Below are 25252 nucleotides of genomic sequence, written 5' to 3' on the forward strand. Positions count from 1 at the left end.
TGGGCTTTTCAGATACGGCTGACTCGCTGATCCATCCGCCGTTGAACGAACCTTGCCCATCGACTACGCGCAAAGCTTGTGCGATCAAGCTTCCATCACACGAACTTTGGGGGTCAAATCACACAGACTTTGAAGCTCGGTACACGCTCGAGCGGTTACTGGCATTCAACGCATCGATACAGCTTGATCGCCTTCCGTTATACCGACATTCGTGCGCAACATCGCCGCGCCAAGCAACGCGCCCAGCGCGGCGAAGCAGGCGCCCACCATGAAAGCGGCTTGATAGCCACCTGCAAGTGCAGCGAGCGGCAGGTAGCCACTCGCCAGCAAACCTTCGCTGCGCGAAGCCGCGAGGCTGGCAAGAATGGCCAGACCCAGCGCGCCACCCATCATGAAGGCCGTGTTGACCACGCCCGAGGCGAGACCGGATTCGCTTGCAGACACATCGCTCATCGCGGCCAGCAGCACCGGATTGAACGCGATGCCTGCGCCCAGGCCGAGCAACACCATGCCAGGCAGGATATCGATCACGAAGTGGCCCTCGACCGGCGCACGCGCGAACAGCAGCAAACCGGTCGCCGCCATCAGGAGGCCAAACGCCAATGGGCGGCGGATACCGAAGCGCATCACCAGCTTGGCCGAGATGCCCAGCGAGAATGCAGCCATGATCAGGTTCGCTGGCAGGAAGGCCAGCCCCACCTGCATCGGGTTATAGCCGAGCACCAGCTGCATGTAGAGCGCAGAGAGAAAGAACCACGCAAACATCGCCGCCGCCCACAGCACGCCGACGATATTGGACACCGCAAGATTGCGCAGCTTGAACAATCGCAGCGGCATCAGTGGCACACGCACCCGCGCCTCGATCGCAAGGAATAGCGCCAGCAAGGCAATCGCGACCAGCAGTTGCCCGAGCGTACGCGGCGAGGTCCAGCCCATCTCGTTGCCATTGACGATGGCATAGACGGCAAGCATCAGCGCCAAGGTCACGGTTACCGCGCCGAGCACATCCAGATGCCGCGACACCGCCTCGGCCGACACCGCCGGCAGCAACCGCAGGGAAAGCACGACCACGCCGATACCGATCGGCAGGTTGACCAGGAATATCCAATGCCAGCTCAGGCTGCTGGTCAGCACGCCGCCCAGCATCGCACCAAGGCTGCCGCCGCCGGCGCAGACGAAACCGTAGACGCCCATAGCCCTGGCGCGATCGGCCGCCTCGGTAAACAAATCCATGATCAGCGACAACCCCACCGCCGTCACCACGGCACCGCCTAGCCCCTGCACACAGCGCGCAATCACCAACGCAGCCTGCGTAGTGGACAGGCCGCAGGCCAGCGATGCCAGCGTGAACACCACGATGCCTGTCAGGAAAAGGCGCCGATGCCCGTACAGATCACCGAGTCGACCGCCGAGCAGCAGGAAGCCGCCATAGGTCAGCATGTACGCATTCACCACCCAGGCCAATGACGTCGCCGAGAACTTCAAATCTGTCTTGATCGATGGCAGCGCGACATTCACGATCGTCGTATCGAGCACGATCATCAAGACACCCAGGCACAGCACCAGCAAGGCCAGCCAACGTCGGTCGCGATGCGCGTGCCTGCCTGGCAGGGTCGCAGTGTGGCTGTCGATAGGCGCTTTGTTCATGCATGGATCTCGCAGATGCCGGGTTTATGCCGCCTGGTCGGCGGTCTCACTCTAGCGTCGAACGAGCGCTCCCGAAATCGACATGCGCAGGCCCAGAAGAACATCACGCCGTGCTGATCGTAAACATGGCGGCTATCCAACTCTGCCCCCGTGCTGCTTGCGCCTCCAAGATGCAGCCTCCTCCCCGCCTTGAACGTCAGCCAGCCGCTTCGCGCCGAGGCAGTTTCCAGCCAGGCCGTACGAAGTGGCAGGTATAGCCGTTGGGATAATGCTCGAGGTAATCCTGGTGCTCGGGCTCGGCCTCCCAGAAGTCGCCCGCGGGTACCAGTTCCGTCACCACCTTGCCGGGCCACAGGCCGGAGGCATCCACATCGGCGATGGTGTCCTCGGCCACCTGCTTCTGCTCCAAGGAGGTGTAGAAGATCGCCGAGCGGTAGGCACTGCCACGATCATTCCCCTGCCGGTTCGGCGTGGACGGATCATGGATCTGGAAGAAGAACTCCAGCAGCGTGCGATAGCTCAATACCACCGGATCGAAGATGATTTCGATGCCCTCCGCATGGCTGCCGTGATGGCGATACGTCGCGTTCGGCACATCGCCGCCGGTGTAACCCACGCGGGTGGAGATCACGCCGGGATAGCGACGCAGCAGATCCTGCACGCCCCAGAAGCATCCACCCGCCAGCACCGCACGTTCGGTAGTCATCGCACATCCTCCACCTGATCCAGATAGGCCCCGTAACCCCCGGCCTCCATGTCATCGCGATGGATGAAGCGCAGCGAGGCCGAATTGATGCAGTAACGCAGGCCGCCACGATCCTTTGGGCCATCGGGAAAGACATGCCCGAGATGGCTGTCCCCATGTGCCGAGCGCACCTCGATGCGGACCATGCCATGCGTGGCATCGCGCAATTCACTGACATTGGCCGGTTCGATCGGCTTGGTGAAACTCGGCCAGCCACAACCCGATTCGAATTTGTCTGACGAGGCAAACAGCGGCTCGCCCGAGACGATATCGACGTAGATGCCCGGCTGCTTGTTGTCCAGGTATTCGCCGGTCCCGGGCCGCTCGGTGGCACTTTGCTGGGTGACGCGATACTGCTCCGGCGTGAGCTTCGCGATGGCGTCGGGGTTCTTGCTGTACTGGCTCATGAGCCTCTCCTGCTTCAGGCGCTGCTCCCGGCTTGAACCGATACCCTGATCGAGGCCGACAACATTGTCCGGTGGAATGGGATAGCGCATAGATGGGGGTCAGCAATGCGATGTCCAACCTGCACACCGATGCATTCGATCCAAGGCAGCCCACGGTTACGCGCAAGGCATCGCCACGACGCCATTGCGGCCCTTGGCTTTGGCCTCGTAAAGCGCGCGGTCGGCGACCACGATCAGAGATTCCGGTGGCTGCTTCGGGTCCGGACGCGCGGCACTGACGCCGATGCTCACGGTGACATGGTCTGCCACGATCGAAGCGGGATGAGCGATGGCCAGAGACTCGATGCGGCGGCACAGGTCGATGCCAAGCCGCTGCGCCTCGTTGAGGTCACAGCCCGGCAGCAACAGTATGAATTCCTCGCCGCCGTAGCGCGAAACGTGCGCCTTTGTGCCTCGGACGATCCCGGCGCACAGGCGCGCCAGCACGCGCAGGCATTCATCGCCGAACACATGACCGCACGCGTCGTTGAGTGCCTTGAAGCAGTCAACATCGACCAGCAGCAAGGCCAGCCAACCACCCTCCTGCGCATGCCGCTGCCACTCCTCCGCAAGACGCTGGTCGAAGCTGCGCCGGTTGGCGATGCCGGTGAGGCCGTCGCTCATCGACAGCTGCTCCAGCTTGCGGTTGGCCAGCTCCAGTTCGCGCACCACGCGCGCGAGATGGACGGTCCCGGCGATCTGCAACGCGATGGCATCGAACATCGCGCAGACTTCCGGCGTGAAGAAATCCACGGAGGTGCTTTCGAGGTTGAGTACACCATGCAGGTACTCACGATGCCGGATCGGCACCAGGTACTCGGATTTCACCCGGCAGTTCCCGGGCACGTAATCCGCATCCGCTTCCACGTCGGCGATCAGTTGGGCCTTTCCACTACGTACGCAACGCCCGGAGGCACCGATCGTCACCGGCCACGGCAGTTCACCGGGCAGGTCAAGCTCAATGCCCGACCAGACCTCCTGCACGAAATGCGTCCCTTCGTCGTTGAGCAGGATGATGCTGGCAATGGCGACCGGCAGGCGCCTGGCCACACAGTCGACAATCCGCTGCAGCACCGCTTCCAGCGTATCGCCCTGCAGCGCCTCCATCGATACCTGCGCCAGAATCTCGGTGAGCATCGCGCGCCGATCGGACGCACCGCGCTCGCTCCATGGAGAGCGCTGCTCAGGCGCGTGCTCGACATTGGGGGTGGGATGCGTCATGGCGGCAGTTGGCCCCGGCATTTGACCGAGTCTACGACGAGTCGCAGGGTTAAGGGGTCAAAAGTGCAGCCGGTCGGCGCCACTTCCGCGCCGCTCTTCGTGTCGGTCGCGGGAAGCCATGCCTGTAAAGGAGTCCCTTTACCATTTCCTTTGGCTTAGATAACAGCGTGCTAGTGAGGCGATTGCGCAGTGATGAACTGCATCCAGTAAATCCAGATCAGCACGAATACCGGGCCGAGCGCCGCTAGCAGCTTGATGGACCACTCAGGCGTGGCGGAGTTCTTTTGCCGCGCGCCAAACACCCCTAGCTGCTGAAGCTCTCGCACCCTGCGCGCACCATCGGCCAGCATGATCCAAAGGGCATTGGCAACAGCCAGCAGCAACAGGCTGCCATACCAGTAAGTCACATAAGGGTTATGGTCTTGCGGGCGAAAAAAACTGAACACCGACGGCACACCACCGAACAGCACGCCCCACCCCATCACCAGCCAGGGCACATCCGAAAGCAGGTACAACCGTCCGAACAGGCCCAGCGTCTCGCTCTGCTGAATCTCGTTGAGACCGCTTGCGGTGACGATTCGACGGCGGCCGATCACGTAGTTGATCAGCGAAATGCCGATGGCAATCGCCCAGAAATAACGACTGAAGAACTGAAACGGAAACGGTTCCACCGCTGACTCCCCTTGTTGACCGCCCTGGCAAAGCCTAGCGTCAATCGAGGTCACGGTGCAGTAACCCATAGGCCAGCTCACTCCGACCTCGCTGTTTAACTGGCAGCGTTTGGAAAGGAGCTCTGCCCCGTTACGTTTCGGAATCCATATCCTGGATATCACGCGCGACTAACGGTCGAAGGTGCAGCCTGACTACCCACTTGGCAATAGTTCGTCCCTCTGGCAGTTCTTGATCTGTGATTGAGGTCTTCGCCGTGAATACTCGAGACGTATCCCGCTCCCAATCGTTATGGCATGTCAGCACATGGCCCGGTTTTATCGCCCACATCGTCCATCGACAGGCGAAGGAACCATCAGACCAAGTACCCGTGCGTATGACAAGGCGACAAATGTTGCTCGCAGCGCAGGAACTCAAGCGGCGAGAGCAGCGTGAACTTATATTGGGGCAGCTGCGCTACATAAAGCCGAGAGGCCGCGGCAACTCGTAAGACGCGTTGATCCGGGATACCTGTGGCTCCAGGGCGGCGCGGTTCGCCGAACTGGCTGTCGTCCGTGTCATCGCGCATGGCTTTGCTTCCAGCCGGTGAGAGGGCAACAATGGCTCGCCGCACGAGGTGGTGATGCCAGCTCTCGTGGCAGACGATCACTGAACAGGCAGCGGCGGGATCGCCAGGCTGCGTTCGCTGTCGCCGGTTGCTCCCGTGAGCATGCTCGGTGGCAGATGCCCGACATCGCCAACGCTGATGACCTTGAAGCTGCCATTGGCCTCGATGCGGATCTCCGTGATGCTGGCATTGCCCACCGACATTTCCAGCCACGCCTTGGTATCCACGCCCAGCGCACGCGTGACCAGGTAACGGATCACGTCACCGTGGCATACGAACAGTTCGGTGCGCTCGTGCCCAATGGAAGGCTTGAAGTAGCGGGCGAAGACCCGGTCGAGCTGGGCTGTGCAGGCCGCCAGGTCTTTCGGCTTTTCGTGGGCCATGATCTCGGGCCGCCGGGTGGGCGGTGTGCATTCGGCAAGGTCGTCAACCACCTCGAAATGGCGCCCCGGGAAATCGCCCGCGATGATCGCCGCCGTGTCGCGCGCACGTTGCACCGGACTGACATACATCGCATCGAAACGCGTCGGCAGGCCGGCTAGGCGTGCGCCCACCAGTTGCGCCTGTGCCACGCCGATCGGTGCCAGATGCGGCCCCGGCTGGTCGCCTATGGCAGGATCCGGCACGTAATAGCCGTGCCGTACCAGCACGATGATCCGTGCCGCTGGGGTCTGTATGTCAGCGCTGTAAACAGGCGTGATCAGAAGCAGCCAGCATAGGCTTAACAGGAATCTGTTCATGGCCGAAGTATTGCGCAACTGCAAAGTGCGGCACTAGTCAGAAAACCACAATGCCCTAACGCTGATCCGATCCTGCTCTGGAGACGCTGATTTCTATTTCGCCTGCAAGGTAGTCAGGACCTGCTGCGCGTCCGCGTGCGCACCGTCCAGCGTCGTGCTCTTCAAGCCATGCTCGGCCTGGGTCAACGCGGTGTGCAATTTGGATTCGCTGGCGGCATCGCCCTTGGCATCGACGATGGCACCCTGGCCCTGACCTTTGCACGGGTCCGCTTCCTGGGCGTCGAAGCCTTTGCCGGATGGCCCGACCAGACAGTTGATAACGTGGTGCAGATGCGTATGCGCCGTCTTCAGGTCCGTCGCGCCAAGCGCCATGCCGGCGTGTGCGCTGGCCGTACCAATCTGCTTCGATACCGCGGTATCTGTCTCTTGCGCGAGCATGGGCAACGCGGCCGCCAACAGGAGCATCGGTAACCACCGAATGAATTTCTTCGTCATGGCGCAACTCCGGAGTAACGCGGCATCGCCGCACTCACCACAGCATAGGCCTGTGCCGTTCAACGAAAAAGGGGGATATCTGGCCTACCTTGCACGGTGGATACCGAGAACAGGGCATAACCAGCCCATTAGCCTCGTCCAAATTCATCCCGATAAATTGGACTCTGATCACGGTTTTCACCACGGCTAAGTCGGGACGGTTCGTTTAACTGCTCACTCCCCTTTAATTCCCTTTACTTGAAAAACACGTAATAACTTACAGCTACCAAATAGCTCCGATAGTGGTTAGCGTACGGCGGTCGCCATCGCATGGCGATACGGAGATGGGGGCTCCGGGTTGTATTTTGTTTTGGTAATACCTTTGGATTTGGATAATCCAAGTCTGACGACCACTACACTTTGCTTCCAATGGGGAAAAATATATGCGCTCCAAGAAAACTTTTGGCTCACGTCGCATGCTCAAGATCGCGATTGTTGCAAGTCTCGTTAGTGCAGCGTGGCTTCCATCGGCCTTTGCCGCACCCGCCGTCGAGAACGGCGCTGATCAGGCACAAGTCCCTTCGATGGTGCAGGCTCAGGCCATTCAAAGCTGGCACGAGGACATGGTCCGCATGGCAGCACCTTCGGAAGGCTGCTTTCAGGCCACCTTTCCCAGCATTCTCTGGAAACAGGTGGCTTGCACCCAGGTACAGCCGTTTTCCCACCCACTGCCGCGGCGTCCGGATGCCTTGACGAGGTTTGCGGAGAGCGCGGGTGCTGGTGGTACGCAGACCACGGGCAATGGTAATGACTATGCCATTGAGGTCTCGGGGCTGATCAGCAGCGCCACCGGAACCTTCCCGTCGGTCACCGGCGTAACCTCTGAAAAGAGCGTAGGCGTTGCGGCCTTCGGTGGCGGCGGCATTCTGGGACCGAACGAATACACGCTCCAGGTGAATTCGAATTACAACAAGACCACCAGCGCATGCAAAAGTCATTCGGGCTGCACGGTCTGGCAGCAATTCATCTATTCCCCGGATTACAGCACCAAGGGCAAGGCAGCCGTTTTCATCCAGTATTGGCTGCTCGGCTACGGCGGCAGCAGCTGCCCAAGCGGATTTGGCAGCGACGGTGAAGGTGATTGCTACAAGAACAGCTCCGCCGTAACGGCACCGGATGTTCCGGCCACCCAGCTGGCCAATCTCAAGATTTCCGGCACTGCCGCAACCGGTGGCAATGACACGGTGGTGTTCACCAATGGCACCACGGCGTACACGCTCAGCGCGAAGGACAGCGTGCTGGATCTCGCGAGCGCATGGGACCAGACGGAGTTCAATGTCGTCGGCAACGCGGGGGGCTCGGAAGCAGTGTTCAACTCCGGCTCGTCGATCACGGTGAATCTCGCAGTAAGCGACGGAAGCACCGCCACGCCGACGTGTGCCTCGAACGCCGGCTCGACCGGCGAGAGCAATAACTTGAACCTGGGCAGCTGCACCGCCACCGGTGGATCCTCGCCGTCGATCAAGTTCACCGAGTCGAACTGAGCACGCCAGATCGCAGTATGCTGAAATCCAGCTAGCAAGAGTGGAAGCCGAGGGGCGCATGCGCCCCTCGGTGTTTATTCCGACACCGGCAGCCCGGTCAAAGCAGGGCAGCGTTACTTCTTGCCGCACCCCTTTCCCGGCTGGGCCGATTAGTCGCGCGTATGCTCGCCCAACGGCTGATGACGACTTCGATGTCACGCTGAATCGTGCCAGTGCAACGACTCCAGCCACACCGTGGGTTACGATGCCGCCCCTTCGTCGCGTTGCCGCCAACTGTCGCAGGTTCATTACAGCTATTTCAGGAGACTGCCCGTCTTGTCGCATTATTCCGGTCCCCTCCTCACGCGTCCGATCGCCGAGGCACTGCTGGCCGCACGCGATGCCGGTGTGGGCAAATGGACCGGCTCGCTGGATTTGGGGCGCTCGAGTGGCAACGCGCTGCTGGAAGCTGACACCTGGCAGTGGCACAGCCAGCGCTATCCGTATCCACCCACGCTGAAGGACCGCACGATCTATGTCTGGGATGGTGATGAGTTCGCGCCGGTGTCGCGCTATTCCGGCTCGCTGATCAAGCTGGTGCCGACCGAATGGGGGGCGCCCACCTTCGAGATCGACGGCATCAAGATGCTGCCGACGTCGAAGGAATCGCCCTTCGAGGACGCACGCCGCAAGGTGGCGCTGATCGAGCCGCGCGGCAAGGTGGTACTCGATACCTGCGGCGGCCTGGGCTACTTCGCGGCATGTTGCCTGGAAGCAGGTGTGACGCACATCCAGTCGATCGAGAAGAACGCTGACGTGCTGTGGCTGCGCACGCTCAACCCATGGTCGCCGGACCCCGATGCGCTCGCCAGCGGCGGGCGCCTGCAGCTCAATCATGCTGACGTCTCGCAGGCAATCACGCAGATCGCTGACGCCTCAGTGGACGCGCTACTGCACGACCCGCCACGCTTCGGCATCGCCGGCGAGCTGTACTCGCAGGCGTTCTACGACCAGCTTGCGCGCGTGCTACACCGCGGTGGGCGCCTGTTCCACTACACCGGTAGCCCGAACAAACTCACAAGCGGCCGCGATGTGCCGCGCGAGGTGGAAAAGCGGCTGGAGAAGGCCGGATTCAAGGCGCAGCTCGCGCTGGACGGCGTGCTGGCAACTCGGCGCTGAGCAGTTGCTGGCCACGTTTTATGGTCGTGGCATCCCTCCAGGTACTTCTGGCGTATAAACATGTTCACCCGTCCATCGCCCCAGGAGTCACACCCATGAAGTCATTGTTGAAATTCGCGGCCCTCGCCCTCGTTGGTACCACTACCCTCGCGGCGCCAGCTTTTGCGGCACTGACGATAGGCACCCAGGCACCCAACTTCACCGCACCGGCCTATCTCGCCGGGCAGCCCTTCACGTTCAATCTCGCTGACGCCTTGAAGAAGGGTCCGGTGGTGGTCTATTTCTTCCCCGCCCCACACACCTCAGGCTGCAACGTCGAGGCACACCTGTTCTCGCAGGCCATTCCCCAATTCACGGCAGCACATGCGACGGTGATCGGCGTCACCGCCGGCAACCTTGACCAGCTGGCAGCCTTCTCGAAGGAAGCCGATCACTGCAGCGGCAAGTTCCCGGTCGCTGCCGACGAGGGCGCGAAGATCGCCAAGCAATACGACGCGCTGCTGTTGCTGAAGCCGGGCTGGTCGGACCGCACCTCGTATGTGATCGCCCCGTCGGGGAAAATCACCTATGTCTATTCCAGCCTCAGCCCCACCAAGCATGTTGAAGAGACATTGAATGCGGTGAAGGCGCTCGAGCAACCGGGCAACGCCGCGAAGTAATCGCGGGCTTGATCACCGCCCAGTAACAACGCAGAGGCCACTTTTTCGCGAAGTGACCTCTGTCCCGCTGTTGCGACCACGCTTCCCGACGCCGTCCTACTTGCGCGGCGCGATGATCTGGCTCAGATAATCCGGCGTGCCCTCGATGCGTACCAGATGCGGGTACTGCAGGCCGCCGTGGTAGTCCACCGGCACCGTGCGGTAACCGTCCTGGTACTTCAACAGCAGCTGGATCGGCGTCTTACTGTTCCTGGCCGCCGCGATCGCGCTCTTCAGCACATCGCTCGAATAGGTCTGCCCGTTCACCGCGACCAGGGTGGCCCCGGTGCTGACGCCAGCCTTGAACGCCGGCCCGTCCCAGCGCACATCGTTGACCTCACCCTTGTCGGTCATCGTCAGGCCGATCGACCAGGCAAAGTTGTACAGATGGCGCGACGGCTCCGGGCGGCTGTTGTACTGCTTCTCGTACCCGCTTTCCTGATCGGTGTAGACCAGCTTCCAGCCAGTGGCCGCGATGCCGTTCTCCAGCGGCGGATTGAGTGTCTGCACACGCGCATGCAGGAAACTCGCCCAGTCGTACTTGGCCACGCCGTTCAGACCCGCCACCACGTCGTCAAAGGTGTAGGTCTTGGTCACGTAGCTGCCGTTGTCGACGCCGAAGAACGCGCTCGCGAAATCGTCCAGCGACTTGTGGTCATTCGTCAGCGCGCGCAGCTTGGCGTCCACTTCCAGCCACATCATCTGGCCGCCGCTGTAGTAGTCCTCGCTCATCTGCCAGCTGCGGTACGGCAGGCTCGAGCGGCGGGCAGCGGTCGCGTCATTGGTGGTGTCTTCCAGCGTGCGCCACTGAAAGCCGGGGCGGTTGCGGTCGTAATTGGCTGCTTCCATGGCCAACGCATCGCGGAATTCTTGCGGCGTCCACATGCCGGCACGCGCGGTGAGTATGTAACCCCAGTACTGCGTCTGCCCCTCGTACACCCACAGCAGCGAATCGCCCATCGGCACGTTGAAGTTGGGCGTCCACAGGTCAGCCGGACGGCGGAACTTGCCATTCCACGAATGCGTGTACTCGTGCGCCAGCAGGTCGCGGCCAGGCGAGTTGTCGTTCCAGGCGGTGAAGTAGTCGGCGCCCATGCCATCCTCACTGGACTGGTGGTGCTCGGTACCGTTGCCACCCAACACATCCGACAGCGAGAACAGGAAGTCGTAGTGGTCGTAGTGATGCGAGCCGAACAGCTTCACCGCCTGCGTCACCAGCGCGCGATGCACATTCAACTGCTCGGGCGTCATCTCCAGGTACTTCGGCGCGTCAGCGACGATGTCCAGATGCACCGGCGCATCGCCACCCGGGTTGAGGTCGACCCGCTTGAAGTACTGGCCCGCGTAGATCGGCGAATCGACCAGGTTGTTGAACGTCACTGGCTTGAAGGTGGTGGTATCACCCGACTGCGAGGCCGTCTCCAGCGCGGTGCCGAGCTGCCAGCCATGCGCCAGCGTCACGCTGGGCGCGAAGGTGATGCCACGCGAAAAATAGCCGGCCGGATACAGCGCCACCTTGCTCCATTCCATGTCCATCATGCGGTCGGTGATCTCGAAGCCCTCGTTGTCGGTGCGGCCGGACATGTACTGGAAGGTCGCATCGAGGGTGGAAACGCCCGCGGGCACGTCGAGATGGAACGCGTACACGTTGTACTCGTCACGTTTCCACATGATCGGCTTGCCGTTGGCGCTGAGCTTGAGGCCAGCGAGCATGGCGATCGGGCCGGTCGGCGAGTGATCGCCGGGAATCCACTGCGGGTACAGCAGCGTCAAAGCGCCCGCCTTTACCGGAATCGTCTCGTGCACGCGGAAAATGCCCTGCAACCTGTCGCTGGCATCGACATGGATCGCGATCGTGCCGGCATAGGGCGTGTCCTGCGGCGGGGGTACCTGGTCGGTTCGCGGATCCTGCGCGCAGGCGGCAGCGGTCGTGAGGGCCATGGATACGGCAACGGCAAGACACGCCAGCGTGCGGCGCGTGCCGGTCGGTAACCCGGCGAGAGAGACAACGGACATGATGAACTCCAGCATGCAGACCTAAGGATTCTTCTAACTTAACACCAGAGGCGCCGCCCGAGGCGGCAAATCTGGGTGAAGAATGCACTGCCAAGCGCTGACCCCTTCCCGGTCAGAGCTGTCACTCCGCAAGCCCGAATCCGCCGTCCATACGATCGCGCCCCTCCGCCTTGGCGCGATACAGCGCCTCGTCCGCGCGGCGAAGCAGCTGTTCCGGCGATGTCGTGGCGGTGGACGCGACGGCGGCGATGCCGACACTGATCGTCACGTGTGGCGCGACGTCGGAGCAACGGTGTTCGATCGCCAGCGCACGCACGGCCTCGAGCATGCGCTGTGCTACCGCCGCAGCTTCGCTGGCGTCGCACCCGCTGAGCAACACCGCGAACTCCTCGCCGCCATAGCGTGCGGCGAGATCCACATCCGGGCGCAGTGCCTTGGTCAGCGCGCCCGCGACGGCGGTCAGTGCGACATCGCCGGCGAGATGGCCATAGGTATCGTTATAAGCCTTGAACGCATCGACGTCGCACATCAGCACGGCAAGCGACGCGCCACTTGCCGCATGCTCGACCAGCGCATCGCGCAGCCGCTGGTCGAACGCACCGCGATTCGCGATGCGGGTGAGGCCGTCGAGCGCGGCGATGCGTTTCAGCTCGGCGTTCGCGTTGCGCAGCGCCTTGGTGTGTTGGGCGACCTCGCGTGTCAGCTCCCGCTCACGCTCGTGCAAACGCCATACGCGCAGCCGGTAAATCGCGGCGAGCAGGCCGATGACGATCATCGCGACGAGGATGCGGAACCACCAGGTCGCGTACCAGCTCGGCACGATCGTGAAGGCCACGCTGGCGCCCTCGGTATTCCACACGCCGTCGTTGTTGCTCGCGATCACCCGGAACACGTAGTCGCCGGGCGGCAGGTTTGTGTAATAGGCGACGCGGCCGGCACCGACGTCGATCCAGTCCCGGTCGAAGCCTTCGATGCGGTAGCGGTATTGCACCGCAGCCGGCGCCACATAGCTCATCGCGGCGTAGTGCAGTTCGATACGCTTCACGCCCGGACCGATCCGGCCGATGTGATCCGGGTCAACGTCCTTGCCGTCCACCAGCACGCGCTCGACCGCGACCGGTGGACGCATCCGGTTCACCCGCTCATGCTTCGGGTCAACGATGACCACGCCGTTGGCCGTGCCGAACCACATGCGCCCGTCGCGCGTGCGCCACGCCGGGGTCTGCGAGGCGCCGTTGGCCTGCTGCGACAACATGCCGTCGTTCCTGCCGTACCAGCGGGGCTCTATCTGCGTCACCGCACCGCGGTCGAGCGCATCGATGTCGGCCCACGCGAACCGCGCGATGCCGCGATTCGAACTTACCCAGAAGTGGCCATCGTTGTCGTCGAGCATGGCGAACACTGCGTCGCCGTAGAAACCCGCCCGCTCGGTGAAGGCCTGCACCGTCTGCCCGCGAATGCGCATGAGGCCGAGGCTGGTGCCGAGCCACAGGTCGCCATTGGCTTCAGGATGAAACGCGAACACGCTGATGCCCGACAAGCCATCGGTACCGCAACGATCGACCACCCCATCGTGCAGGCAACGCAAGCCGCTGCGCTCGCCCATCCACAGACGCCCGGCCGGATCCTCGTACAGCGCACGCGTGTCGTCACCATGCGTAGCCTGGACCACACTGACCTTGTCGGCCGTGATCTTCGCCACGCCCTGCAAGGTCGCCACCCACATGCCGCCATCGCGACTCGGCGCGAACGCGAACGCGATCGTGCCGGGCAGTCCATCGCCGACGCCGAAGTTGCGCACTGTGCCATCGGGCGCGATGCGGCTCACCCCATCGGTCGATCCCACCCAGAGGTTGCCGGCCGCGTCGGACTCGATCGCGCGCAGCAGCAGGCTCGACAGCTTCGCATTGATCGCCGTCGCCGGCACCAGCACCAGGTTCTCGTAACGCGACAGCCCTGAGCCGTCAGTGCCAATCCAGAGTGTGCCCGCGCGATCCTGGTAGACGGCACGCACTGCGTTGGAATCCATTTTTCCGGTAACGGTGACCAGCTTCGAATCGCTGAAGCGGTGAATACCGCTGGAGGTGGTTCCCATCCAGAGGTTGCCTTCGCGATCCTCGAACATCGAGCGCACGGTCTCGCCGACCAGGCCAGTCAGGGTGTTGTCGCAATCGAAGCGTGCGGTGGTCAGACGGCAGATACCCATGCCGCCAAGCGGCGCGAACCATAGGCTGCCATCGCGATCGCCGTACAGGGCGTAGATGTTCTTCCCATCGAGCGCGGCCAGGCGCGGGTCGCGCTCGAAGTGCCCATTGCGGTAGCGCGCGGGGCCGGCCTGCGTGCCGACCCAGACCGTGCCGGCATAATCGATCGTGAGGCTGTGGACGGCGTTGGTCGGCAGGCCGCGCCGCGTATCGAACGTCTCGACGTGACCATTGAGCCAGTGCACGACGCCGACATCATCGACGGCGATCCACACCCCGCCCGCCGTATCGGCCACGATAGCGTGATAGAACCCGCGCGGCGGAAACCCGCTTTCCTCGCCGAGCAAACGGAAGCCCTTCGTGCCCATCCGCGCAACACCCGCGTTGGTCGTCAGCCAAAGCGCGCCGCCCCGATCCTGCATGATGCCGAACACGCTCTTGATATTCGCGGGCAGCGCCACCGACTCCAGCTCGCGCCCCCGTTTGCGGTAAAGACCGTCGTTCAGCGTGCCCACCCACAGCGTGCCATCGCGATCGACATAAACCGCCGTGATCGCCGTGCTCTTCAGCGCCGGCGACGCGCGCGGGTCGATGGTGTCGAACTCCGCGCCGCTGTGGTGCACCAGCCCGCCATACGTCGCCAGCCAGATCGAGCCGCCCTTGCTCTGCGCGATGGACAACACCGTACCCTGCGGCAGCTGGTCCTCGTACCAGACGTGGGTCAGTTGCCCGATCGCGCGATCGGGATCAAGCGCACGGGCCGGCGACACCGCCAGCAAGCCGTACACCACCAGGACAACCGAACCCCATCCCCTGATCCAACGATTCATGCGCAATCCAATCGCTCCCCCTGCGATTCGGCTTTCACCTTGGCACCGTGCCATCCGGCAATGTGCCCTTCGACCGTCGGCCCTGAAGACCGATGCACGAACTATCGCATATCACGGTGAGAGTGACGGCCTGACCGTGTTCGCAGGCTGCTGGGGCAAGGTCATGACGGCCCCTCCAAAATCGGCCACTCCTTGCAACCCTTCGATCCAGGAAATGGCACCCCAGCCCCTGTTTTGATCCCGTTACGTCTGGCGTTGCCTTCGTGGCTAATGCACGATGCCCGGCTTCACCCCGGCCGGGCAGCTGCCCAGGTAGGTCTGGTCGTTGATCACCGTTTGATCCGTTTCGCCATTCATGGCGGGGGTGTAGCTGACATGTGTTTCGGAGTGCACTGCAGTGTCACTCTGGAACGTGGTCGCTGCCTTCGAGTCAATCACCGTACCTGCGATGGCACAGTGTATTGCGAGGGAATACACATTACTGCTGAGGCTTTCGTTGCTGATGGTGCAACCCTTCATATTCCTCATCACTGCCTCTCCCGCTTTCTCGGAAGCATGGTCGCGGCAAACCTTCATCGTGTCCTCGGACTTCTTGCCGCCTGGATTACCAATTGTCTGAGTCCGCACCAACCAGAGTCCTTCCTTCGTTGGCGGGTGATCGATGGCATAGGCCGTCCCGATCGGCATCGCGAGCACAGCCACAACGAAAACCATCAGCTTGTTCATCACGGTTTCTCCCTTATCCAGGCAAGTGCCGCGTAGCCTACTCCTGATCAAAGCGGGTCAGCGCCCCTTTCTAATCCAGTGCACAGGGACCGACTCAGCGTGGCAATTCAGCCTGACGTCCCAGCAGGAAGCGCCGAACGGCGGGGTCGCTGGCGAGGCCGATCGCGATGTCGAAGGCATCGTGAGCTTCAGGATAGGCATGGGTTCTGGCCAGGAGTGCCGCGCGTGCTGCCCAGTAGGGCTGGTAGTCGACGAGCCGGCCATCGGCACCGAGTGCATCCACGATCTCGAGCGCGGCGCGCGGACCTTGCAGTTCCGCGATGGCCAGCGCGCGATTGAGGGCGACCACCGGCGAACCGGAGAGAGCGAGCAATGCGTCGTAAATCTGCACCTCCGGCGTCCAGTCAGTGCGCCCGCTGCGGCGACGCTCGACATGTGCGGACTGCAGCGCCGCTTCCAGCTGATAACGGCCGATGTGGCCCAACGCGCTCGCATGCAACAGCAGCGCTTCGGCCTCGTCGATCATTGCTGCATCCCACAGCGCGACGTTCTGCTCGGCCAGCGGCACGTAATCACCATCCGCATTGCGGCGCGCGCGGCGCCGTGCCTCGGCGTGCAGCATGCCGGCCAACAAACCCAGCGCTTCCGGTTCCTGCGGCAGCAGTCCGGCGACCAGTCCGGCGAGGAACAGCGCTTCCGCGGTGAGATCGCGCCGGATCACATCGGTGCCACCGGGATCACTCCAGCCTTCGGCAAAGGCGGCATAAATCGCATCCAGTACGCCGTCCAGCCGTCCGGACAATTCGTCGCGTGCAGGGATGGCAAACCGGATGCCGGCCTGGCGGATCTTCTGTTTCGCCCGCCCCAGACGTTTGCTCATGGCGTCCGGCGACGCGAGAAACGCCGAGGCGATGGTCTTCGCATCCAACCCGAGCACAGCCTGCAGCATCAGCGGTGCGCGGATGCCGGCATCGATGGCCGGATGTGCGCAGGCGAACAGCAGCGCCAGGCGCCGATCCGGAATGGCTGCGTCATCCATCACCGTCGATGCAGCTTCGTCGAGCTCCGCCAGGATCTGCAACTGCACGGCCGCTGCTTCGCCGCTACGGCGTCGCCGGATGCCATCGATCCCTTTGCGCCGGGCCACGGTCAGCAACCACGCTTCCGGATTTGCAGGACAGCCGTTGAGCGGCCAGCCCGCCAGCGCCGCGGCAAACGCTTCCGACAACGCATCCTCGGCCGCCGCCACATCACGCATGGCGGCGGCCAGAAAGGCGACCAGCTTGCCGTAGCTGCGGCGCGCGACGGCGTCTGCGGTACTGCGCGCCTGCGTCGCGCTATCCAACCCTACATGCTCCAGACCGGCCGCACTTCGATCGTTCCATGGCTCGCGCCGGGGCAGCGCGCCGCCCACGCAAGCGCGGCATCCAGGTCAGGCGCATCAATCAGGTAGTAGCCACCCAACTGCTCCTTCGAGTCCACGTAGGGACCATCCAGTACCTGCGATTTACCGTCCGCGACATGCACGGTGGTCGCGGTCGTGCTGTTTTGCAGGCGGTTCGAGCCGACCAGTGCACCCGCCGTCTTCAACGCCTGCGTATACGCTTCATAGGCCGCGACGCCCTGTTCCTGTTCGGCCGGCGTCATCTGCGACCAACCAGTCTCGTTCGAATACAGCATCAATAGGTATTGCATCGGGATTCTCCAAAAATGAGTGATGGCGGGCAGTGTGCGCCGCCATTCCCATGACGCGCGAAGTTCGGCGATTTGGACAAAGCCCATCTTATCGGGGATCGACCCGGGCAAATCGACTGCCCTCTGCCACGACGTTGCGAAAGTCGCTTTCGGCGCGCTCACCTTGAAGAAGAAAAAGGATCTCAGGCTGCTCGCGTGAAGTCGCTGACCCAGTTCAGCTCCCAGGTCGCACCGCCATCCGCCGAGCAGGACTGCTCCCAACGCGCCGAGTGCGGAGTGATGTGCGACCAGACCACGCGCGTCTTGATCGGACGGCCGTCCAGCTGGTCGTCGCCGATGAAGGTGCCAACGTCGCCCATGCGGCGGCCGCGCACGGGCGGCTCGATGACCGAGGGCGTCCTGCCATCGAGCCACCAGCTCAGCCACTGCCCGCTCACCCGATCGAAGGCGCGCAGGCCGATACCGCGTACCGTGCCGGAGGGCAAGGCCATGACGTTGTCGCCCACGTTGCCCTGCCCGCCCAGCACCGGCCAGTTGACCAGCGTGCCGCCGAAGCTGTCCCAGTCGCGGTTGCCGACCAGGCGATGCCGGAGTCGACGATGCCGTACGTTCCACGACCCGACCAGGAAATCGAAGTCGCGTGGCGCATCCGCCAACTTGGGCAGCGGCGTCGGCGAGTGCGAGGTTCGCGTGAAGTAGTTGCGCCAGTTGACCTCCCAACTGGCGCCGTCGTCGGTGGAGAACGCCTGCTCCCACCATGGCCGCGAGCTGTGGACGTCGTTCCAGCGGAAGCGCATCGTGATCGGACGACCCTTGAACGTGTCGTGGCCGAAGAACAGGCCGGTATCGTCGTGGAAGCCACCCAGCACAGGCGGATCGATGTGGGTCGGGTCGCGCCCGTCGAGCCACCAGATCGACCACTTGCCGGTGCCGGGGTCGAACGCGCGCATGGTCAGCCCACGGTAGGGATCGCCGGGCAGCTCGATCACGTTGTCATCGATCGTCCCCAGGCCGCCCATGGTCAGCCACAGCGCGCTGCGCCCAGTAAACGTCTGCCAATGGGTGTCGCCGACCAGGCGCTCCTTCAACCGACGGTGCCACACGTCCCAGTTGCCGACCAGCCAGGCCCAGTCGCGCGCGTGATCGGCGTGTTCCGGGGCCGTGCCGCTTGCCGTCGCGGGCGAACCAGGCCGCGCGCCAACCCACTTCGGCAGGCCAAGTACCGCGGCCCCGCCGGCCAGCGCCAGGCTTCTGAGGAACGCACGGCGCGAAAACGGGATGGGAGGATGGGAAGGCATGGGGCGAATCCTTGCAGGCCACGAGGACAGGATCCTGATCATGGCGAATACGGCGCATGGTTGACCACGCGAAAGCGGACCCTCAGCATAAGGCAGACTTATGGTCGCCCCGCACCGCTTCCCGTCCCTATTGGCCATCCGCGCCTTCGAGGCCGCGGCCCGCCTCGGCAGTTTCGCGCGGGCGGCACAGGAACTCGACACGACGGCGGCATCGGTCAGCTACCACGTGCGACGCCTCGAAGAGCAGATCGGCGTACGGCTGTTTGCGCGTTACCCGCAGCGAGTGGAACTGACCGAGCCCGGCCAGTTGGTCGCGCACGAAGCCATCAACGCCTTCGCCGCCTTGCGCGCCAGCTTCATCCGGGCTGCCGACGTGGACGAGGCGCGACTGTCGCTGACGACCCTGCCGACCCTCGGCACCAGCTGGCTGACACCGAAGCTCGGCCGCTTCCGCGCGAAGCATCCGGAGATCGCGCTCGACCTCGATCTGTCGCCAGACGCCCAGGACCTCAGCACCGGCCATTTCGACGCGGCCATCCGCAACGGCCACGGCCGCTGGCCCGGCCTGCGTACGATCGAACTGCTGCCCAGCATCTTCATGCCGCTGTGTGCACCGGCGCTGAAAGAAGCTGCCGCGAGCATCGCCGACCCGCGACGCCCGCTGGACGTTCCGCTGCTGGGCCGCTCCGATTGGTGGACGTTGTGGTATCGCGTGCGGGGTTTCGACGACGTCGTCCTGCACGGCCGCTTCGGCACCCATCTGTCCGCCGAATACCTGGACATCGCCGCAGCCATCGCCGGCCACGGCATCGCGATCGGCTCACCGATCCTGTTCCGCAACGAGATCGAGGCCGGTCGGCTGGTGCCCGCGCATGATGCCGTCGCCAGCGATGGCCGTGCATTCTGGTTCACCTTCCCGATCGCCCGAGAGCACAGCCGCAAGATCGCCAGGTTTCGCGAATGGCTGTGCGACGAAGCGTCGCGTGACTGCGACGCCACGCACCACTACATCCGCCGGGCGGTCATCGTCGAACCGTAGCATCGGGTAACGCTGGGCTGGTCGAAATTTCCGGATAGCTCAACGCGACAACTGCCCGTGCTGGATTCAATTTCTTCCGCCGGCCCCTGAGCCTCCGCGTCAGGAACTGTCTCTGACACCTTTTCCCTAGAAATCGATGCTGCCAACGGCAGGGCCATTTTCGCCCTCTGTGAACCAAAAACGGCTGCCTGCCCCGGCACAGTGAAGCACGTAGCTGGTATTCGCCTGCGCATTCAATTTCAAATGACCGGTGAAATTCAACGTGCCCACCGCATGGAAAATCGTGAATTTGTGCTCCCCCGGCGGCACATAAGATACCGGATTGGGAATGGAAAGCATTTGAGCTGTTTTCAAGCCATCGATTCTTATGATTTCAACGGGGCCTGAACCAAACGAATCAGGCTGACAGACGGGCTCGGATAAAATTCGCGCTTGTTGCCCGTACACGGCACCAGGAGCGACATAAGCAGCCTTGGTCATGACACATGCTGGCAGCAGCTGGGAAAGAGCAATGACTGCGCATAGCTTGACTGATTTCATTTCAATGCCCGAAAAGTGAGTATTCATACAAAATTGGTATTTGTAAGAATAGGCCTCACGTAATCGGAATCGGCGTAGCGGCCATCTTTGTTCCGTGCGCGCCCTCGGTCACCCATAACTTGACATCGTATGCGCCAATCGCGTGGTGAACATAATATGTTGCACCCGCTTTTGCATCGACGGAGAACTTCGCATCCGCATGCACGCTGGCACGTGCAAACCTCACCTTGAAAGTGTGATGGCCCGGAAGAAGGTAAAGCTCATTCGACCATTTCCTCACGTCCCAATAGCCGTGCAGCTGCTTGCCATCCGCCTCGGTGAAAAAAATATATTGCGCATCACCGCTATGGCTAGCATGGACATCGTACGAGTCGCCAATGAAGTGTGCTGTTTGTGACAGATCCTGACCGCGAGGTATGAACTTCGTTTCAGCCGAGCACCCACAAAGCAGCATAGCGGCGACAATAATCGACACAAATTTTTTCATGGATGTCCTTCCGATCCCCAGTATGAGTTCAACACTAACCCGAGCGTGAATCGCCCTTCGGCGAACCACACTGTCGACCAATTTGCTTGCCTCCCCTATTCGCAACAAATCATGCCACAACATTGACCCGGCGCAAGCAGTCGCCGACATGCCAATCAAGAACAAGCCACGCGAACTCAAGCTGAGAGGAGCCGTCAAAGAAAACAGAGTCAATCAAGTGGATTTAATATTTAATTACGCCTGCCCATTTAATTCACCAAGATATGGCGCCCGCCTCGTCCGATGGCAGCGGCGGATGCACGTGCTTGCTCATCAGCACACAGGTGTACAGCCGGTATCCGAAGCACTGTCATGCCCAACGCTGTGATCTTCACCGTCCGGAAAGCACGACAGCCGGTTGTTGCCCTCTTGCGCCATGTGTTGGGGAATGCTGGCGAGATCGTGATGGGGATGTCGGGCCATGCGCGACAGCAACGCTCGTGAGCCGCGCGCACGACGATAAGCACAAGCTGCGTGGCAGCCTCACTAAGGATCAGGCCCGATGTCAGGAATTGTCCCTGATACCATTTTTCACAGCTAGACTCTGTCAACCGACTCTCGAAAAGGTTGCATCGAGGCACGGTGTGCGCGGGATTTTTCCATAATCTTGCTGGGGGTTGAGTGTCATGGCCATGCCGTTGTCGTGGAAAATCGGGACCGTCGTGGCGAGTTTGCTCGTCGCCGTGCTTGTCTGGAATGGACTGTCCCAGTACCTCGCAGCGCGCCAGGCCGATGAGATCACACGCGATTCCGCCCGCGCCGCCGCACTGGAGGCTCAGCAGGCCCAGGCTCATGCCCAGCAATACCGGGCACAGCTGGCAGCTGATCTGAAGCAGCAGCGTGAGGACTTGTCCAACACATACCAGCAGGTGAATGAGCAGGCTCGGCAGTATCAGGCGGAGCAAACCATACGCCAGGAGAAGCAGCGGCAGGAGGAGCTTGCCGCACAGGCAAGTTACCGGCTGGACCGAAACCAGCAGTGCATTGATGGCACCGTCATCAACCACAGCGGCTCGAGTTTTACGCAAGCTGTCGGCAAGGATGGCCAGCCGATCCCATGCACAGGTGATCTGGCGACCGAACCGCTGCGGTGATCCTGCATCGTCATCACCGCGGCTGCGTCAGGTATTGTCCCTGGCACCGCTTCGCTTCCGGCACCCCGTCTGCATGAGCCCGACCGAAAGGTACAGCGCCCCCGAAGTCTCGCGCGCCTCCATGGTGGTCGCGGCACTGTCGACGGTGGTGGAGTGGTACGACTTCACGCTCTACCTGTATTTCGCCACGGTGCTGTCGCGGGTGTTCTTCGGTGGCGGTGCTAACTCGCTGCTGGCCACGCTCGCCGGGTTCGCCATCTCCTACGGCATACGGCCACTGGGCGCGATGGTGTTCGGCCATATCGGCGACCGTATCGGGCGGCAGCGCACGCTGGTGCTGTCGATGATGCTGATGACGCTGGCGATGCTCGCGACGGCGTTGCTACCCGACTATGCCGCGATCGGGCCGGCGGCGGGCGGGTTGCTGTTGCTGCTGCGCTGCTTCATGGCGTTCTCGGTCGGCGGCGAATATACCGGCGTGGTCGCCTACCTGCTGGAAGGCGCACGCGAGGACCGGCGCGGTTTGATCACCTCGTTGGCGTCCGCCGCCAGCGAGGTCGGCGCGCTGTTGGCAGTGGCGATCGCCGCCCTGACGGTCGGCGCGATGAGCACCGTCCGTCTCGATGCCTGGGGTTGGCGCATTCCGTTCTTCGTAGGCGCGGCACTGGCCGGCTGCGTCTGGTTCGCGCGCTCTACCATGGAAGAATCGCCGGATTTCCTGCGACAGGTGAAGCAGCACAGCGTGCCCGAGTCCCCGCTCCGCTACACGCTCGCCCATCACCGACCCGCGCTTCTGCGTACCTTCGCCATTTCGGCGCTTGGCTCGATCACCTATTACGTCGGCATCACCTATGTACCGGCTTTCCTGAGCTCATCGGGCATCCTCGCCGAAAGCCGTTCGCTGTGGCTATCGACCCTTGCCGCGGTGGCAGTGATCCTGGTCACGCCACTGGCGGGTGCGCTCTCGGACCGGGTCGGGCGCAAACCGGTGATGATCTGGCTGGGCATTGCCGGCGTGCTGCTGCCGTTGTCGATGTTCGGCCTGATGGCAGGCGGCGGCGAGCTGCCCATCGCCGTCGGAGCGATCGTTCTGGCTTGCCTCGCCGGTGGCGTGAGTGCGGTAGGCGCCCCGGCGACCGCCGAGCAGTTTCCCGGCGAGGGCCGACTCAGCGGACTGGCACTGGGCGTCACCGTTGCCACCGCCATCTTCGGCGGCCTGACCCCCTTCCTCGCCGAACTTTTCATCAGGCAGACCGGATGGACTGCCCTGCCCGGTGCCATGATCGCCGCCGTCGCCCTGGTCGTCATGCCCGTGCTCCTGACCATGCCGGAGACGCATCCGTGCCTGGTCAGAGCGCATGCCCGCGAGCGGGAAGCAAAAGAGCTCAGCGACGTCTAACAGCGAGGAGTTGTCTTTGACTCCTTATGCTCTTGCGCCGAAAATCACGACGCCCCGAGCGCCTTCAGCTCTCCGATGTGGCGCACCACGATGCGATGCGTCTCGGCGGCAAAGGCCTTGAGCTTTGGGTTGGAACCCGACGCGGCTTCCTTCGCGAACGCGGCCCCGTCCTTGGCGTGGATCAGCTCCATGTCCTTCAGATAGGCCATGTCAAAAGCTTTGCCGGACAAGGCCTTCAAGTCATCCAGTTGTTTCTGGAAGGTAGGGTTCAACGAATCCGGAAACGTCACGCCGGCGTCGGAGGCAATCGATTTCAGCTTGTCACCGACCAGCTTGTGGTCGTGCGCTTCCGTCACACCTTGGTCCTTGATGTCCTGCTTGTCGCCCTGGTCCGCGGCAAGTTGACCCGCATTCACCTCGAACATGCCGCCCTGACTGACCATGGCGATGAACGCTCGGTCCGTGGCCGACGTGGTATCAGCCGCATGCGCAACCGACGCCGAAAGTCCCATTGAAACAGCTAGAGCCAACATAGGTAGAACGTGTTTCATGAGTGCATCCTCGACAGGTTGATTGAATGACATTCGAGTAGCAGCTGACGTGCTTCAAGCCGATCGCGCCAGCCACAGTCCATGACCCCTCATCAAGACAAATTAAGACAAGACGGGCCCCACTGCATCAATGCAAACAAGCCTGCCGCAAACCATGTGCTCAAAAGGTGAGTCACCCGCAATATCCCGACGCCGAACCCATCTCCTGAAAACAAAGGAAACAAAAGGGACGAAGTAGTCAACAGCGATTTAATTACCCCGTCCCCTTTACCGTGCCATGCGGAGCAGACACCCAACTGATAGGCTGACGTCCTGTCATGACAGCATCGCCCCAAGCCCCTCTCTTCATCGTCAGCACGGGCCGCTCCGGCTCGACGATGCTGTCCGAGCTGCTCTCGCTGCATCCGGACGTCCTGAGCCTCTCCGAGCTGTTCAACGCACTCCACCCGCTTGGCTTCCGGCAGGATCCCGTCGACGGCCCGAACTTCTGGTCCGTGTTGAGCGAGCCGCGTCCTCGCCATACGGCCTGGCTTCGCCTCATGGAGCGCGGCCTCGCCATCGAAGAGTTTCGCTATCCGCTGGCCTCCGCCCTGCGCTTCCGCGAGACGGGCATTCCGCCGCTGTTGGCAATGACGCTCCCGCCGCTCACCGAAGACCCCGATGAGCTCCACGAGGAGCTGCGCATCTTCGTGCAGTCATTGCCGGAAGACCGGATCCACCGACAGTACCTGCGGGTCTTCCAGTGGTTGTGTACGCGCCTCGGCCGCCGGTTCTGGTGCGAGCGCTCGGGTGCGTCGCTCGGCCTCGTCCATCCCTTGTCGCACTTTTTCCCGACGGCCAAGTTCATCCACGTCTTTCGCGACGGTCGCGAGTTCGCGGTCTCGGCGCGCCGGTTTGCTCCGATGCGGATGGGCATGATCGGCACGATGTTCAAGCATAGGTTCGGCGCAGCCCCCTATCTCACGCCGACCTACCAAGTACCCGAGGACCTTCCGCCGGCGTGGCGTGGGCTCGTACCCGAGAGCTTCGACGTCGACGTGTTCCAGCGCTTCGAGCTCCCGATCGAGCCGATCGGCATGGCCTGGTCCGAGATGATCACCGTGGGCCTGAAGCTGCTGGAGAACGTGCCCGCCGAGCGGGTACTGCATGTGCGCTACGAGTCGATGCTCGATGCACCCCACACCGAGCTCCAGCGCATCGTTCGCTTCATGGACCCCAGCCTGGACGATTCTTCGTGGCTCGCGCGGGCGGCCGCGCGCGTGCGCAAGAACCCGCCAAAGTGGGTGACTTTGCCCGCCGATGAGCGGGCACGCCTCGAGTCGGCTTGCGCGCCCGGCATGGAGCTGCTTCGCCGCCTCTCATGAATCATCGGGGCGTCGGCTATT

The 25252-nt window shown here is 62.6% G+C and carries 23 protein-coding genes; 7 read left to right on the forward strand and 16 right to left on the reverse strand.

Annotation, left to right across the window (positions count from 1 at the left end):
* Positions 1–165 precede the first annotated feature (165 nt).
* From GSQ75_RS08540 to GSQ75_RS08570, 7 genes are all read right to left on the reverse strand, one after another.
* Entirely contained in the window at positions 166–1647 is a 1482-nt protein-coding gene (locus GSQ75_RS08540) for a DHA2 family efflux MFS transporter permease subunit (protein WP_158754134.1), read from the reverse strand.
* A gap of 196 nt (positions 1648–1843) precedes the next feature.
* Entirely contained in the window at positions 1844–2353 is a 510-nt protein-coding gene (msrA, locus tag GSQ75_RS08545; RefSeq protein WP_158754135.1) for a peptide-methionine (S)-S-oxide reductase MsrA, read from the reverse strand.
* Positions 2350–2799: a peptide-methionine (R)-S-oxide reductase MsrB gene (gene msrB, locus GSQ75_RS08550; protein WP_158754136.1), complete on the reverse strand. Its 450-nt coding sequence runs from the start codon at positions 2797–2799 to the stop codon at positions 2350–2352. Before msrB ends, msrA begins: the two co-directional genes overlap by 4 nt.
* Positions 2800–2955: 156 nt before the next feature.
* Positions 2956–4059 carry a diguanylate cyclase gene (locus GSQ75_RS08555; protein ID WP_158754137.1) on the reverse strand — a complete coding sequence of 368 codons (1104 nt, stop codon included), beginning with the start codon at positions 4057–4059 and terminating at the stop codon, positions 2956–2958.
* Positions 4060–4229: 170 nt separating this feature from the next.
* Complete coding sequence (locus GSQ75_RS08560; protein WP_158754138.1) at positions 4230–4730, reverse strand: hypothetical protein; 501 nt, start codon at positions 4728–4730, stop codon at positions 4230–4232.
* A 643-nt stretch (positions 4731–5373) separates the two neighbouring features.
* Complete coding sequence (locus GSQ75_RS08565; RefSeq protein ID WP_158754139.1) at positions 5374–6075, reverse strand: histidine phosphatase family protein; 702 nt, start codon at positions 6073–6075, stop codon at positions 5374–5376.
* A 93-nt stretch (positions 6076–6168) separates the two neighbouring features.
* Positions 6169–6570, reverse strand: coding sequence for a hypothetical protein (locus GSQ75_RS08570; RefSeq protein ID WP_158754140.1), 402 nt, complete (start codon positions 6568–6570; stop codon positions 6169–6171).
* A gap of 422 nt (positions 6571–6992) precedes the next feature.
* Between GSQ75_RS08570 and GSQ75_RS08575 the strand changes: the two genes are divergently transcribed.
* The 3 genes from GSQ75_RS08575 (at position 6993) to GSQ75_RS08585 (ending at position 9910) form a co-directional block, all read left to right on the forward strand.
* Entirely contained in the window at positions 6993–8093 is a 1101-nt protein-coding gene (locus GSQ75_RS08575; RefSeq protein ID WP_216840655.1) for a hypothetical protein, read from the forward strand.
* 315 nt (positions 8094–8408) lie between these two features.
* Positions 8409–9251, forward strand: a complete 843-nt coding sequence (locus tag GSQ75_RS08580) for an MnmC family methyltransferase (protein ID WP_158754141.1) — start codon at positions 8409–8411, stop codon at positions 9249–9251.
* A 95-nt stretch (positions 9252–9346) separates the two neighbouring features.
* Entirely contained in the window at positions 9347–9910 is a 564-nt protein-coding gene (locus tag GSQ75_RS08585; protein ID WP_158754142.1) for a peroxiredoxin, read from the forward strand.
* 96 nt (positions 9911–10006) lie between these two features.
* On the opposite strand, the gene GSQ75_RS08590 is transcribed toward GSQ75_RS08585, so the two are convergent.
* The 6 genes from GSQ75_RS08590 to GSQ75_RS08615 all read right to left on the reverse strand — a co-directional run bounded on the left by GSQ75_RS08590 (position 10007) and on the right by GSQ75_RS08615 (position 18718).
* Positions 10007–11965 carry a peptidase M61 gene (locus GSQ75_RS08590; RefSeq protein ID WP_158754143.1) on the reverse strand — a complete coding sequence of 653 codons (1959 nt, stop codon included), beginning with the start codon at positions 11963–11965 and terminating at the stop codon, positions 10007–10009.
* 121 nt (positions 11966–12086) lie between these two features.
* Entirely contained in the window at positions 12087–14999 is a 2913-nt protein-coding gene (locus tag GSQ75_RS08595; protein ID WP_158754144.1) for a two-component regulator propeller domain-containing protein, read from the reverse strand.
* Positions 15000–15266: 267 nt separating this feature from the next.
* On the reverse strand, positions 15267–15725 hold the full coding sequence (locus GSQ75_RS08600; RefSeq protein ID WP_158754145.1) for a DUF3617 family protein: 459 nt from the start codon (positions 15723–15725) through the stop codon (positions 15267–15269).
* Positions 15726–15819: 94 nt separating this feature from the next.
* The gene (locus GSQ75_RS08605) at positions 15820–17070 is read right to left on the reverse strand and encodes a DUF6596 domain-containing protein (RefSeq protein ID WP_158754146.1); all 1251 of its coding nucleotides are present in this window, start codon (positions 17068–17070) and stop codon (positions 15820–15822) included.
* A 2-nt stretch (positions 17071–17072) separates the two neighbouring features.
* Positions 17073–17420, reverse strand: coding sequence for a YciI family protein (locus GSQ75_RS08610; protein WP_158754147.1), 348 nt, complete (start codon positions 17418–17420; stop codon positions 17073–17075).
* A gap of 182 nt (positions 17421–17602) precedes the next feature.
* Positions 17603–18718, reverse strand: a complete 1116-nt coding sequence (locus GSQ75_RS08615) for a twin-arginine translocation signal domain-containing protein (protein ID WP_158754148.1) — start codon at positions 18716–18718, stop codon at positions 17603–17605.
* 100 nt (positions 18719–18818) lie between these two features.
* Between GSQ75_RS08615 and GSQ75_RS08620 the strand changes: the two genes are divergently transcribed.
* Complete coding sequence (locus GSQ75_RS08620; protein WP_158754149.1) at positions 18819–19757, forward strand: LysR substrate-binding domain-containing protein; 939 nt, start codon at positions 18819–18821, stop codon at positions 19755–19757.
* 126 nt (positions 19758–19883) lie between these two features.
* On the opposite strand, the gene GSQ75_RS08625 is transcribed toward GSQ75_RS08620, so the two are convergent.
* The gene (locus GSQ75_RS08625; RefSeq protein ID WP_158754150.1) at positions 19884–20324 is read right to left on the reverse strand and encodes a hypothetical protein; all 441 of its coding nucleotides are present in this window, start codon (positions 20322–20324) and stop codon (positions 19884–19886) included.
* A 28-nt stretch (positions 20325–20352) separates the two neighbouring features.
* The gene (locus GSQ75_RS08630; protein ID WP_158754151.1) at positions 20353–20784 is read right to left on the reverse strand and encodes a hypothetical protein; all 432 of its coding nucleotides are present in this window, start codon (positions 20782–20784) and stop codon (positions 20353–20355) included.
* Between the two features lie 665 nt (positions 20785–21449).
* Here GSQ75_RS08630 and GSQ75_RS08635 point away from each other — a divergent pair.
* Together GSQ75_RS08635 and GSQ75_RS08640 are read left to right on the forward strand one after the other, a co-directional pair.
* Positions 21450–21917, forward strand: coding sequence for a hypothetical protein (locus tag GSQ75_RS08635; protein ID WP_158754152.1), 468 nt, complete (start codon positions 21450–21452; stop codon positions 21915–21917).
* 73 nt (positions 21918–21990) lie between these two features.
* On the forward strand, positions 21991–23316 hold the full coding sequence (locus GSQ75_RS08640) for an MFS transporter (RefSeq protein WP_158754153.1): 1326 nt from the start codon (positions 21991–21993) through the stop codon (positions 23314–23316).
* 44 nt (positions 23317–23360) lie between these two features.
* Here GSQ75_RS08640 and GSQ75_RS08645 read toward each other — a convergent pair whose 3' ends face one another.
* Positions 23361–23900 (reverse strand): DUF4142 domain-containing protein, encoded by a 540-nt coding sequence (locus GSQ75_RS08645; protein WP_216840656.1) that lies wholly within the window; start codon positions 23898–23900, stop codon positions 23361–23363.
* Between the two features lie 284 nt (positions 23901–24184).
* Between GSQ75_RS08645 and GSQ75_RS08650 the strand changes: the two genes are divergently transcribed.
* Complete coding sequence (locus tag GSQ75_RS08650) at positions 24185–25231, forward strand: sulfotransferase (RefSeq protein ID WP_158754154.1); 1047 nt, start codon at positions 24185–24187, stop codon at positions 25229–25231.
* Positions 25232–25252 lie beyond the last annotated feature (21 nt).

Source organism: Dyella sp. S184 (assembly GCF_009766065.1).
Taxonomy (GTDB): Bacteria; Pseudomonadota; Gammaproteobacteria; order Xanthomonadales; family Rhodanobacteraceae; genus Rhodanobacter.

Bases quoted from the DNA above. Each gene is read 5' to 3' on its own strand.
- GSQ75_RS08610 (WP_158754147.1), bottom strand. From the start codon at position 17,420: ATGCAATACCTATTGATGCTGTATTCGAACGAGACTGGTTGGTCGCAG.
- GSQ75_RS08615 (WP_158754148.1), bottom strand. From the start codon at position 18,718: ATGCCTTCCCATCCTCCCATCCCGTTTTCGCGCCGTGCGTTCCTCAGA.
- GSQ75_RS08575 (WP_216840655.1), top strand. From the start codon at position 6,993: ATGCGCTCCAAGAAAACTTTTGGCTCACGTCGCATGCTCAAGATCGCG.
- GSQ75_RS08565 (WP_158754139.1), bottom strand. From the start codon at position 6,075: ATGAACAGATTCCTGTTAAGCCTATGCTGGCTGCTTCTGATCACGCCT.
- GSQ75_RS08650 (WP_158754154.1), top strand. From the start codon at position 24,185: ATGACAGCATCGCCCCAAGCCCCTCTCTTCATCGTCAGCACGGGCCGC.
- GSQ75_RS08625 (WP_158754150.1), bottom strand. From the start codon at position 20,324: ATGAATACTCACTTTTCGGGCATTGAAATGAAATCAGTCAAGCTATGC.
- GSQ75_RS08635 (WP_158754152.1), top strand. From the start codon at position 21,450: ATGGCCATGCCGTTGTCGTGGAAAATCGGGACCGTCGTGGCGAGTTTG.
- GSQ75_RS08630 (WP_158754151.1), bottom strand. From the start codon at position 20,784: ATGAAAAAATTTGTGTCGATTATTGTCGCCGCTATGCTGCTTTGTGGG.
- GSQ75_RS08570 (WP_158754140.1), bottom strand. From the start codon at position 6,570: ATGACGAAGAAATTCATTCGGTGGTTACCGATGCTCCTGTTGGCGGCC.
- GSQ75_RS08620 (WP_158754149.1), top strand. From the start codon at position 18,819: ATGGTCGCCCCGCACCGCTTCCCGTCCCTATTGGCCATCCGCGCCTTC.
- GSQ75_RS08595 (WP_158754144.1), bottom strand. From the start codon at position 14,999: ATGAATCGTTGGATCAGGGGATGGGGTTCGGTTGTCCTGGTGGTGTAC.
- GSQ75_RS08590 (WP_158754143.1), bottom strand. From the start codon at position 11,965: ATGTCCGTTGTCTCTCTCGCCGGGTTACCGACCGGCACGCGCCGCACG.
- msrA (WP_158754135.1), bottom strand. From the start codon at position 2,353: ATGACTACCGAACGTGCGGTGCTGGCGGGTGGATGCTTCTGGGGCGTG.
- GSQ75_RS08640 (WP_158754153.1), top strand. From the start codon at position 21,991: ATGAGCCCGACCGAAAGGTACAGCGCCCCCGAAGTCTCGCGCGCCTCC.
- msrB (WP_158754136.1), bottom strand. From the start codon at position 2,799: ATGAGCCAGTACAGCAAGAACCCCGACGCCATCGCGAAGCTCACGCCG.
- GSQ75_RS08585 (WP_158754142.1), top strand. From the start codon at position 9,347: ATGAAGTCATTGTTGAAATTCGCGGCCCTCGCCCTCGTTGGTACCACT.
- GSQ75_RS08555 (WP_158754137.1), bottom strand. From the start codon at position 4,059: ATGACGCATCCCACCCCCAATGTCGAGCACGCGCCTGAGCAGCGCTCT.
- GSQ75_RS08645 (WP_216840656.1), bottom strand. From the start codon at position 23,900: ATGTCATTCAATCAACCTGTCGAGGATGCACTCATGAAACACGTTCTA.
- GSQ75_RS08540 (WP_158754134.1), bottom strand. From the start codon at position 1,647: ATGAACAAAGCGCCTATCGACAGCCACACTGCGACCCTGCCAGGCAGG.
- GSQ75_RS08600 (WP_158754145.1), bottom strand. From the start codon at position 15,725: ATGAACAAGCTGATGGTTTTCGTTGTGGCTGTGCTCGCGATGCCGATC.